General features: G+C 38.3%; 12 protein-coding genes. All 12 read left to right on the top strand.

Annotation, left to right across the window (positions count from 1 at the left end; genetic code table 11):
- The first annotated feature begins 13 nt into the window (after positions 1–13).
- The 12 genes from BAOM_RS07840 (at position 14) to BAOM_RS07895 (ending at position 11,765) form a co-directional block, all read left to right on the top strand.
- A complete protein-coding gene (locus BAOM_RS07840; protein WP_119116553.1) occupies positions 14–376 on the top strand; it encodes a response regulator in 363 nt (120 codons plus the stop codon).
- A 23-nt stretch (positions 377–399) separates the two neighbouring features.
- Entirely contained in the window at positions 400–1,059 is a 660-nt protein-coding gene (fliO, locus tag BAOM_RS07845; RefSeq protein WP_127759795.1) for a flagellar biosynthetic protein FliO, read from the top strand.
- Positions 1,056–1,721 carry a flagellar type III secretion system pore protein FliP gene (gene fliP, locus BAOM_RS07850; RefSeq protein WP_127759796.1) on the top strand — a complete coding sequence of 222 codons (666 nt, stop codon included), beginning with the start codon at positions 1,056–1,058 and terminating at the stop codon, positions 1,719–1,721. The genes fliO and fliP overlap by 4 nt, the downstream gene beginning before the upstream one ends.
- Positions 1,722–1,735: 14 nt before the next feature.
- Complete coding sequence (fliQ, locus tag BAOM_RS07855) at positions 1,736–2,005, top strand: flagellar biosynthesis protein FliQ (protein ID WP_127759797.1); 270 nt, start codon at positions 1,736–1,738, stop codon at positions 2,003–2,005.
- 3 nt (positions 2,006–2,008) lie between these two features.
- A complete protein-coding gene (gene fliR, locus BAOM_RS07860) occupies positions 2,009–2,785 on the top strand; it encodes a flagellar biosynthetic protein FliR (RefSeq protein WP_127759798.1) in 777 nt (258 codons plus the stop codon).
- A 1-nt stretch (position 2,786) separates the two neighbouring features.
- On the top strand, positions 2,787–3,869 hold the full coding sequence (gene flhB, locus BAOM_RS07865) for a flagellar biosynthesis protein FlhB (RefSeq protein WP_119116548.1): 1,083 nt from the start codon (positions 2,787–2,789) through the stop codon (positions 3,867–3,869).
- A gap of 32 nt (positions 3,870–3,901) precedes the next feature.
- Entirely contained in the window at positions 3,902–5,938 is a 2,037-nt protein-coding gene (gene flhA / locus BAOM_RS07870) for a flagellar biosynthesis protein FlhA (protein ID WP_127759799.1), read from the top strand.
- A complete protein-coding gene (gene flhF / locus BAOM_RS07875) occupies positions 5,935–7,113 on the top strand; it encodes a flagellar biosynthesis GTPase FlhF (RefSeq protein WP_127759800.1) in 1,179 nt (392 codons plus the stop codon). Before flhA ends, flhF begins: the two co-directional genes overlap by 4 nt.
- Positions 7,094–7,963, top strand: coding sequence for a MinD/ParA family protein (locus BAOM_RS07880; RefSeq protein ID WP_252283287.1), 870 nt, complete (start codon positions 7,094–7,096; stop codon positions 7,961–7,963). The genes flhF and BAOM_RS07880 overlap by 20 nt, the downstream gene beginning before the upstream one ends.
- 9 nt (positions 7,964–7,972) lie before the next feature.
- Positions 7,973–9,079, top strand: a complete 1,107-nt coding sequence (locus BAOM_RS07885; protein ID WP_127759801.1) for a protein-glutamate methylesterase/protein-glutamine glutaminase — start codon at positions 7,973–7,975, stop codon at positions 9,077–9,079.
- A gap of 14 nt (positions 9,080–9,093) precedes the next feature.
- Positions 9,094–11,115, top strand: coding sequence for a chemotaxis protein CheA (locus tag BAOM_RS07890; protein WP_127759802.1), 2,022 nt, complete (start codon positions 9,094–9,096; stop codon positions 11,113–11,115).
- Between the two features lie 176 nt (positions 11,116–11,291).
- Entirely contained in the window at positions 11,292–11,765 is a 474-nt protein-coding gene (locus BAOM_RS07895) for a chemotaxis protein CheW (protein WP_127759803.1), read from the top strand.
- Positions 11,766–11,767: the final 2 nt, after the last annotated feature.

The raw sequence follows: 11,767 nt of genomic DNA on the forward strand, positions 1-11,767 counted from the left end.
GGGTATACAGGGTATGGCACATAAAATTTTAATTGTTGATGATGCAGCATTTATGAGAATGATGATTAAGGATATTCTTGTGAAAAATGGATTTGAAATTGTTGGGGAAGCAGCTGATGGAGCACAAGCGGTACAACTGTTTCAAGACACACAGCCAGATTTAGTAACAATGGATATTACAATGCCAGAAATGGATGGTATTACAGCGCTTAAAGAAATTAAAAAAGTTAATCCGCAAGCCAAAGTAATCATGTGTTCGGCAATGGGACAGCAAGCGATGGTTATTGATGCGATTCAAGCGGGGGCAAAAGATTTTATCGTCAAGCCATTTCAGGCAGATCGCGTGTTAGAAGCCATTAATAAAGCATTAAGCTAATAAAGTAAGAGGGTGTCATTCACTTGTTTTCTGTAAAAAAATTATGTCAAGTTTTGTTCGCCCTTGGCATTGTTTGTTTTTTTCAAACAATGCCCGTTCATGCAGAAAACCTTGATCAATCAGTGAAGGATATGTATGAGCAGCCTGAATCATCCAAAGCAAAAAATGCTGTGAAAGATGATTCAACAACCGAAGAGAAAGCTGCATCCTCTAGCGGTGTCGGGCTTTCTTTCTCGGACTTTTTCCGGATGATATTTGCGATGCTTTTTGTTGTAGCTTTGCTTTATATTGTTCTTCGGTTCATTAGTAAAAAGTCAAAGACGTATCAACAAGCCAATTTTATCGAAAATCTAGGTGGAACAAACTTAGGCAATAATCGCTCTATTCAAATTGTGAAAGTGGGAGAGCGCGTGCTCCTTGTCGGAGTCGGCGAAAATATTCAACTGTTAACAGAAATTGAAGATGAAGAAGAACGTCGACAATTACTAGAAGCCTATAATCAAAAATATGAACAAATGATGCAGCCCACTGATTTTGTAATGAAGTTAAAAAAGAAATGGACAAAATCAGCGGTGAGCCGGGAGTCATTTTCAAGTGAATTAAAAAATCAGTTAGATGAAATGAAACAAAGTCGAAAGCAGCTAATGGATAAGCTTGATCAGAAAGGAAGAGACGATAAATGAGTGAGTTTATGGAGTTTTTCAATACTAGTAATCCCGCTAATGTCTCTACTTCTGTCAAGCTCCTTTTAATGCTGACGGTTTTATCTCTTGCTCCGAGTATTTTAATTTTAATGACTTGTTTTACAAGAATTATTATTGTGCTGGGATTTGTGCGAACGTCTCTTGCAACACAGCAAATGCCGCCAACTCAAGTGTTGATTGGTCTTGCCATGTTTATGTCTTTCTTTATTATGGCTCCGACATTTCAAGAGGTGAATAAACAAGCACTTACCCCTCTATTTGAAGAAAAGATTACGTTAGAGGAAGCGTATGAGAAAGCGTCAATCCCATTTAAAGAATTTATGAGCGAGCATACGAGACAAAAGGACCTTGCACTTTTTCTTGATTACGCACAAATGGACCCGCCAAAATCTATTCAAGATATTCCATTGACAGCACTAGTACCCGCTTTTGCGATTAGTGAAATGAAGACGGCTTTTCAAATTGGATTTATGATTTTTATACCATTTCTTGTAATCGATATGATTATTGCCAGTGTTTTAATGTCGATGGGGATGATGATGTTACCGCCGGTCATGATTTCATTACCATTTAAGATTCTTCTCTTTGTGCTAGTAGATGGATGGTACTTAGTAGTCAAATCTTTATTACAAAGTTTTTAAGCAGGTGAAGAACGTTGAGTGCAGATTTTGTTATTGATGTAGCGGAACGAGGAATTTATACGATCTTGATTGTATCGGGGCCATTGTTATTAATTGCGCTAGGCGTTGGTTTAGCGATCAGTATTTTTCAGGCGACGACGCAAATTCAAGAACAAACACTTGCCTTTGTTCCAAAGATTGTTGCCGTTCTTGTCGGCATTGTTTTTTTAGCACCGTGGATGATTAGCCATTTAATTTCATATACTGCGGAAATACTTGGAAACTTGAATCGTTTTGTAGGTTAGGGCATGGCAGAAATTCTACCCTATTTTCCAGCCTTTTTATTAATTTTTGTTCGTGTAACTACCTTTTTTGTTGTCCTGCCAATCTTCTCGCATCGATCGCTTCCGATGATGCATCGAATCGGATTTGGTTTTTTCCTTGCTTGGATTATGTATTACACGATTGAAGCTCCTGTATTGGAGATAGATTTGACTTATTACTTTTTGATTTTGAAAGAAGTGCTCGTCGGGTTGTTTATTGGCTTTGTCGCGTATATGATGATGTCAGCGATTCAAATTGCTGGGGGATTTATTGACTTTCAAATGGGGTTTGCGATGGCAAATGTTATTGACCCGCAAACAGGAGCACAAAGTCCACTAATGGGACAATATTTATATACCATTGCTTTATTGTTTTTATTAAGTACGAATGGTCATCATTTGTTGCTTGACGGTATTTTTTACAGCTATCAATTTATTCCGATTGATCAAGTATATGTACCATTTGGAAATGAATCCATTATTGAATATTTAGCAAAGGCGTTTAGCCAATCCTTTGTTATTGCTTTGCAAATGTCGATTCCTGTTGTAGGAAGTGTTTTTTTAGTGGATGTGGCACTTGGAATTTTGGCACGTACAGTTCCACAGCTTAATGTATTTGTTGTCGGGATTCCAGTCAAAATTGTGGCGGGTTTTGTCGTACTTTTTGTTGTCATTGGAGCGATGATGCATGTTGTCACTAATTTATTTGAACTGATACTTGTTGCCATGCGAAATTTGATGGAACTGATCGGAGGCAGATAAGGTGAACGAACTTCGGTTAGACTTGCAATTTTTCGCAGGAGAAAAAACAGAAAAAGCAACACCGAAAAAAAGGCAGGATTCTAGAAAAAAAGGGCAAGTTGCTAAAAGTCAAGATATAAATACCGCCATAAATTTACTCGCGGTGTTTGGAGTGCTTGTTATTACGGGGCCATTCATGTATGAACAGATTTTCGGCCTTATGCGAGAGTTTCTGCAAAATATGATGTTAGAAAGCGTGACAGAAGAAAATATTCAGGTGATGGTGTACGAAATATTGAAGATGATGGTCTTGACCCTTGCGCCTGTTTTTGTTACCGCTATGATTGCCGGGATGCTCGCGAATATCATGCAAGTTGGGTTTATGTTCTCAACAGAAACGATTCAATTTAAACTAGAAAAATTAGATCCGATTAAAGGATTTAAACGAATCGTCTCTATGCGAGCCATGGTGGAGTTATTAAAATCTATCTTAAAAATTTCGATTATCGGCTTTATCGCTTTTTTTGTGTTATGGAACCGTATGGATGAAGTGATGGTGCTTTCGCATATTCCCGTTAGTGATGCGCTTGTTTTGTTAGCGGATATTACGATTAAAATGGGATTATACGCCGCGGTTGCCTTGTTTTGTATTGCAATTCTTGATTATTTATATCAGAAATATGACTTTGAAAAAAACATTAGAATGTCCAAGCAGGATATTAAAGATGAACATAAAAATTCTGAAGGGGACCCGCTCATCAAGTCTAAAATTAAGCAAAAGCAACGGCAAATGGCGATGCAGCGTATGATGCAAGAAGTACCAAATGCTGATGTGGTTATTACGAACCCCACGCATTTTGCGATTGCTTTAAAATATGATGAACAAAAATCAGATGCTCCTCTTGTTGTAGCAAAGGGTGTCGATTTTGTCGCTCAGAAGATTAAATATATTGCAAAAGAAAATGATGTCATAATGGTTGAAAATCGCCCGTTAGCGCGAGCCTTATATGATCAAACAGAAGTCGGACAAGCGATACCGGAAGAGTTTTTTAAAGCAATAGCAGAAATACTTGCCTTCGTTTATAAAACGAAGGGGAAAATATAATGCCTCAAAGTAGCTAGTTAGGAGAGAAGAAAATGAAAGCGCGAGATTTAGTTGTTCTTATATCGGTTATCATGATTGTAGTCATGTTAATTATTCCTTTACCAACATGGTTGTTAAGTATTTTATTATTAATAAATATTTCTCTTGCGTTGTCGGTTCTTCTTATTACGATGAATATTAAAGAACCGCTAGAGTTTTCCGTTTTTCCGACTCTACTTTTATTGTTGACGTTGTTTCGATTAGGACTGAATGTTTCTACAACTCGTGCAATTTTAACGCATGGTGATGCAGGTGGGGTTGTAGAAACATTTGGATCGTTCGTTGTGGGTGGAAATGTGCTTGTCGGTTTAGTCGTCTTTATTATTTTAGTCATCATTAACTTTATCGTTATTACAAAAGGTTCGGAGCGTGTTTCAGAAGTAGCTGCTCGCTTTACATTGGATGCAATGCCTGGTAAGCAAATGTCAATTGATGCAGATTTAAATGCTGGAATGATTTCAGAAGCAGAAGCACGTGTAAGACGTGAAAAAATTAGTAGTGAAGCAGACTTTTATGGTTCCATGGACGGTGCGAGTAAATTCGTTAAAGGAGATGCCATTGCTGGAATTATTATCGTCATTATCAACTTAATCTTTGGGATTATGATTGGGATGTTGCAGTTAGGGTATTCGTTTGGCGATGCAGCGGCACATTTTTCAATGTTAACGATCGGGGACGGAATTGTTAGCCAAGTTCCGGCTTTATTAATTTCAACAGCAACGGGGATTGTTGTGACACGGGCTGCGTCTAATGGTAATTTAAGTACCGATATCACATCACAGTTGTTTCAATATCCGAAAATGTTGTATGTCACAGCTGGTACTATGTTTTGTTTAGGTTTATTTACACCTATTTCGAATCTGTTTACGATTCCAATTGCTGCTGCGCTAGCAATTGGAGCTTATATGATGGCAAAGGCGCCGAAACAAGATAAAGAGGATTTACAAGAGCTTGAAGAAGAAATAGAAACCGATGAAATGAAAAGTCCAGAGAGCGTTGTCAATTTATTAAGCGTCGATCCAATCGAATTTGAATTTGGATATGGATTAATCCCGCTCGCCGATACAAATCAAGGTGGGGATTTATTAGATCGAGTCGTGATGATTCGTCGGCAGCTTGCCATTGAAATGGGACTTGTCATTCCTGTTGTGCGGATTCGCGATAATATTCAATTAAACCCAAATGAATATCGCTTGAAAATTAAAGGAAATGAGATGGCAAGGGGCGAGCTTCTGTTAAATCATTACTTAGCGATGAGCCCGGGGATTGAAGATGATTCGATTGAAGGGATTGATACAGTGGAACCTTCCTTTGGGTTGCCGGCTAAATGGATCGCGGAAGACATGAAAGAACATGCGGAAATGATGGGGTATACCGTTGTTGATCCACCGAGCGTTGTATCCACTCATTTAACAGAAATTATTAAAGCTAATGCTCATGAGTTACTTGGCCGTCAAGAGACGAAACAGTTAATTGAGCATTTGCGTGAAACGGCACCAATCCTCGTCGAAGAAGTGACACCAAGTCCGCTGGCGATTGGTGAGGTTCAGAAAGTGTTAGCTAAATTATTAAAAGAAAAAGTATCTATTCGAAATTTACCTATTATCTTTGAAACACTTGCGGATTATGGGAAAATGTCGTCTGATACGGACCTGCTCACCGAATATGTACGTCAAAACTTAGCAAGACAGATTACGAATACGTTAGTTGGGGGAGAACAGCGCCTTCAGGTTATTACTGTATCTGGAAAGGTAGAGAAAATCATTGCCGATGCTGTTCAACAAACGGAGCATGGAAACTATTTATCGTTAGACCCAAATAACTCTCAACTTATTTTAGAAACGCTTGCAGCTAAACTAGAAGAGTTAGCTTTAATGGAGCAGCAACCTATTGTACTTTGTTCACCAGCTGTTCGGATGTATGTGCGCCAATTAACAGAGCGTTATTTCCCGAATGTGCCGATTATTTCCTATAATGAGTTGGAAGCTAGCGTTGAAGTACAAAGTGTAGGGGTGGTGGATGTAGCGTGAAGGTAAAGAAGTATACAGCGGAATCGGTAACGGAAGCGATGAAATTTGTTCGTGAAGAATTAGGTACAGATGCGGTTATTTTAAGCTCGAAACCGATATATATTGGCGGATTTTTAGGTTTGTTTAAAAAACGGCGTATTGAAGTTGTAGCGGCTATCGATTCAACAGCAGAATCCAATCAGATGGTTGTCAAGCAAAAACCAAAGAAAGTAAAGCCGTCATCTGTACTTGAGCAATTGCCGAAGCCAGTTTCAAGTGAACCTATAAAGAAAGACCTAGAAACACCGACCTCTGATTTGTTAAAAGAAATTGCTGATTTAAAAGGAATGATTGAGGGATTACGTTCTACAGGAATGGCGGATACTCATTATCCAGAGTTGTTAGAGTCGGCTCATGCTGTTTTAGTGAAGCAAGAAATTGCTGCATCGATTCGTACACAAGTAATGGATGTTTTAGTTGCGAAGTGGCGTGCGGTGAAACATGAGGTCACACAAGAAGAAGTGCGGGATTGGCTAAAATCCGCTTTGGCTGAGCAAATTGAATGGATTTCCAAAGAAGAGCTAGCTTTTCAAAAGAAATATATTAATGTTGTCGGTCCAACCGGAGTAGGTAAGACGACAACGCTTGCTAAAGTTGCCGCTCAAACGGTATTAAAAGAGCGTAAGAAGGTGGCCTTTATTACGACGGACACCTACCGAATTGCGGCGATTGATCAATTGAAAACTTATGCAAAAATTTTAAATGTGCCGATAGAGGTGGCTTATAATTTAGACGATTTTAAACGAGCAGCCGAGCGTTTTGCACACTATGATTTAGTATTTATTGATACGGCAGGAAGGAATTTTCGAAATGCTCAATATGTAAAGGATTTAGGGGACATTATTGATTTTACAGAGGAGATGGAAACGTATCTTGTGCTCAGCTTAACGTCTAAGCAAAGAGATATGGAAGATATTTATCGTCAATTTTCTACAATCCCATTGAAACATATTATTTTTACGAAAGCGGATGAAACAGCGACATATGGAGCAATGATTAATATGATGCAACAATGTCAATTAGCGCCTGCGTATATTACAAATGGGCAAAATGTACCGGATGATTTGATGAAGGCCACCCCTGTTAATATATTGAACTTACTATTTGGAGTTAAAGATGATGAAAGATCAAGCTGAAAATTTACGTCAGCAATTAGAGGATTATCAAAAGAAATCTATGGCGAAGACGCTAGCAGTCATTAGTGGAAAAGGCGGAGTAGGGAAGTCGAATTTTTCGTTAAATTTCGCCATCGCTTTAGCGAAAAAGGGAAAAAGAGTTCTTCTGTTTGATATGGACATTGGTATGGGGAATATTGATATTTTAATTGGCAGGCATTCGACATACAGCATTGTTGATTTTTTTGATCGAGGCCTTTCACTAGTCGATATTATGACAGCGGGACCGGAACAAATCTCAATTATTACAGGCGGTACAGGCTTAACGAATTTATTTTCACTTAGTGAAGTAAATTTTTCAAGGTTTATGGAAGAATTTAATGAATTATTGAATCAGTATGATTACATTTTGTTTGATATGGGTGCTGGAATTACGGAGGACTCAGTTAAGTTTCTTTTATGTGTGGATGAGTTAATCGTCATTTGTACACCAGAGCCGACAGCGGTTATGGATGCATACTCCGTTATGAAGTATTTACATTCTGTTAACCCAGAACTGCCATTTCTGCTCGTTTGCAATCGCGTATTGACGATAAAAGAGGGACAGGAGACGATTACGCGTATTCAAAATGCACTGCGAAAGTTTTTGCGAAAAGAAGCAATTGTGTTAGGATGTCTCCCAGAGAATCGGACGGTATCAAATGCTGTATCAAGGCAAGTCCCTTTTATCGAGTACGATTCAGGATCCGATGTTTCAAAAGCTTTAATGAATCTTGTCTTCAGATATAACAATCATTCTTTTAACGAAGAGTGGACGTTGCCCAAAAGTAACTTTCTTCAAAATATGAAGCGATATTTTCTTGGAAGGTAGGCGGCTGATATGAAAAAAATAAAGGTTTTGGTTGTAGATGATTCAGCATTCATGCGGAAGTTAATTGTGGAGTTTCTAACGGAAGATAGCAGGTTGGAAGTAGTCGGAAGTGCAAGGAATGGACAGGATGCTATTAGTAAAATTCAATCGTTAAGACCTGATGTTGTAACGTTGGATGTAGAAATGCCTATTATGAATGGGCTGGAAGCTTTAGAGAAAATTATGAAGGATTTTCCAACTCCTGTTGTCATGTTGTCGAGTACAACGAAAGAAGGAGCGGAAAATACACTCATGGCCATGCAAAATGGAGCGTTTGATTTTATCGCTAAGCCGTCAGGGGCAATTTCACTAGACTTATATAAGGTGAAGCAGGAAATCATAGATAAAGTAGTTGCTGCGAGCTGGGCAAATGTTCACAAATTACAAAAAAATGCAGGAGAAATACAAAGAAATCTATCTGGATGTAAGAAATATAGTAAAATAGAATCAGTGGTATCTTTTGTTTCGAGTTATGCTGTGACAGATAGGGACTATAGGAGTAAAAAAATTGTTTTAATTGGTACTTCTACTGGAGGACCGAGAGCGTTACAAACCGTATTGACTAATCTTCCACAGTCCATTAATGCACCGATTTTAGTTGTTCAGCATATGCCGCCGGGGTTTACGAGATCTTTAGCAGAACGTTTAGATTCACTTTGTCATATTCATGTGAAAGAAGCGGAAGATGGTGAGTTGATTCAAAAAGGAACCGCGTATATTGCTCCAGGTGGGTTCCATTTGAAAGTGCGAAAGATTGGTACAGGTTTAGCGATTATATTAGAACAATCTGAACCTCGTAACGGTCATCGTCCTTCTGTAGATGTTATGTTTGAGTCAGTGGCGAATGAGTTAATAGATTTTACGAAAACAACTGTCATTATGACCGGCATGGGAAGTGATGGGGCAAATGGTTTAATTGAATTGAAGAGAAAAGGGCAAGTGAAAGCTATTGCAGAGTCCCAAGAAACATCTATTGTATTCGGCATGCCAAAGGCAGCTATAGCCACTCATTTAATAGACACTGTAGAGAATGTAGAGAATATCGCCAAAACAATTGTAAAGTATTGCGAGTCTTAGGAGGTGCAGAGTTTATGGATATGAATCAGTATTTAGAAGTATTTATTGAGGAAAGTAAAGAACATCTTCAAATGTGTAGTGAGCAGTTATTAGAGCTTGAAAAAAATCCAGATGATTTATCCATTGTAAATGATATTTTCCGTGCAGCTCATACATTAAAAGGGATGTCTGCAACAATGGGGTATGAAGACTTAGCTAATTTGACACATAAGATGGAAAATGTGTTAGATGCTATTCGCAATGAGCAGATTACATTACAGCCTGAAACGTTTGATACGTTATTTCTAGCCGTTGATGATTTAGAAGCGATGGTCTATTCCATTGCAGAAGGTGGAGAAGGGAAGCGAGATGTGAAGGATGTTGTGGAAAAACTCCTTCTTATCGAAAAAGGCGAATCTCTTATTCTGACAGCAGTTAGTGAAGTTGCGGCAGCAAGTGCTTTACTTGAGCCGGAAATTGTAAATAGTGAATACGATGAATTTGAAATAACGGTTTTGCAGCAGTCTCAGGATCAAGGCTTTAATAGCTATGAATTAAAGATTAGTTTACGAGAAGATTGTTTATTAAAAGCAGCGCGTGTGTTTATGGTGTTTGAAGTATTAGAGAAAATTGGTGAGGTTATTAAATCAAATCCACCGGTTGAGCAGCTAGAGGAAGAACAATTCGATCACAGTTTTTCTGTCACAATTGTAACGAAGGAATCTGTTGAGGATGTTCAGAAGAAAGTAATGAAAGTTTCTGAAGTAGATAGGGTTCAAGTACATACGATTGATTTCGAGCATTTGCGAACGCCGGTTCCTGTAGAGGAACAAGAGTCAGTTGTGACAACAGTTGCAACAGAACAAACGAAAAAAGAAGAGAAAAAGCAAGCGCCTGTTAAATCCAATTCAAGTAAAACGATTCGGGTAAATATTGAACGCTTAGATATTTTAATGAATTTATTTGAAGAATTAGTCATTGACCGAGGCAGATTAGACCAAATCTCCCGTGATTTAGATAATCAAGAGCTTCATGAAACTGTAGAAAGAATGTCACGTGTGACAAGTGACTTGCAAACCATTGTGTTAAATATGCGAATGGTTCCAGTTGAAACGGTTTTTAACCGGTTTCCAAAAATGGTTCGTCAGTTAGCACGTGATTTAAATAAACAAGTAGATTTACAGATTGTTGGTGCTGAAACAGAGTTGGATCGTACGGTCATTGATGAAATTGGTGATCCGCTCGTGCATTTATTGAGAAATGCGATGGATCATGGAATTGAAAGACCTGAAGTGCGTTTAGCAAATGGGAAGCCGGAGGAAGGGAAGATTCTTCTGAAAGCGTACCATAGTGGAAACCATGTTTTCATCGAAATTGAAGATGATGGAGCAGGAATTAATAGAGAGCGTGTATTGAATAAAGCTATTGCAAACGGAATTCTTTCAAAAGAAGCAGCAGCCACTCTTACAGATAAGCAAGTGTATGAATTAATTTTAGCTTCAGGTTTCTCCACTGCTGAAAAAATTTCTGATGTATCTGGACGCGGTGTTGGTTTAGATGTAGTGAAAAATACGATTGAGTCTCTTGGTGGAAATGTGACGATTGATTCTACAGAAGGGGCAGGTTCTGTTTTTTTAATTCAGCTTCCGCTCACACTTTCCATTATTTCGGTCATGCTTGTTGAGATTCAAAAAGAAAAATATGCGATTCCACTTTCTTCTATTATAGAGACAGCCATTATTAAAAAAGAAGATATTATGAATGCGCACAATCAGCAAGTTATTGATTTTAGAGGGAAAGTTCTTCCACTTCTATTCTTGAAGGATATTTTTGAAGTACCTGAGTTCGGTAAAGAGGACGAGTTCTTATCGGTTGTTATTGTTAGAAAAGGCGATAAGATGGCTGGTTTAGTCGTAGATTCATTCATTGGCCAACTTGAGGTTGTCTTAAAATCGTTAGGAGATTATTTAAACACGGCTTTTGCGATTTCAGGAGCAACGATTTTAGGGGATGGACAAGTTGCGTTAATTATTGATTGTAATGCGCTTATTAATTAACGCCTAAAGGTTTCTCTCACACTTAACGGGCAGTAAGACCTCAACTTTAAGCTGTATGAGGGAACAAAGAAGATGGGGGATAACTGTCCGTAAAGGTCCGAGTAGTTGAACTTTATTTCCTGCGATGGAGTGTTGTTCAAACATACATAAGTTTAGAAGAAAAGGAGGAGAAGAGCATGACAGCAGTGTCCACGGAGCAAGAGGTGAAGATTATTGTATTCCAAATTAAAGACAAAGAATATGCCTTGCCAGTTGAGCGTGTAAGAGGGATTGAAAAGCTTCTACATATTACAAGAGTACCTAAAACATTGCCATTTATTAAAGGTGTCATTAATTTACGAGGTGTAATTACGCCAATCATTGATTTAAGAATTCGTTTTGGTTTTGATGAAGTTGTTTATAACGAATCTACAAGAATTATCATTGTAGTGATTGAGGGGATGGAAGTGGGATTAATCGTGGATTCAGCTAATGATGTAATGGATATTCCTGTTGCTAGTATTGAACCTCAGCCTGAAGTGGTTGGCCATCGTATAGATGAGTATATTAGTGGTGTTGCTAAAATTGATAAACGGTTATTAATCCTGGTGAACTTAGAGAAGACCCTTTCATTAGATGCCCTTCAAGAATCTATGAGAAAAGAAGGCTAAAA

Origin of the sequence: Peribacillus asahii (assembly GCF_004006295.1) — a bacterium.
Lineage (GTDB): Bacteria > Bacillota > Bacilli > Bacillales > DSM-1321 > Peribacillus > Peribacillus asahii_A.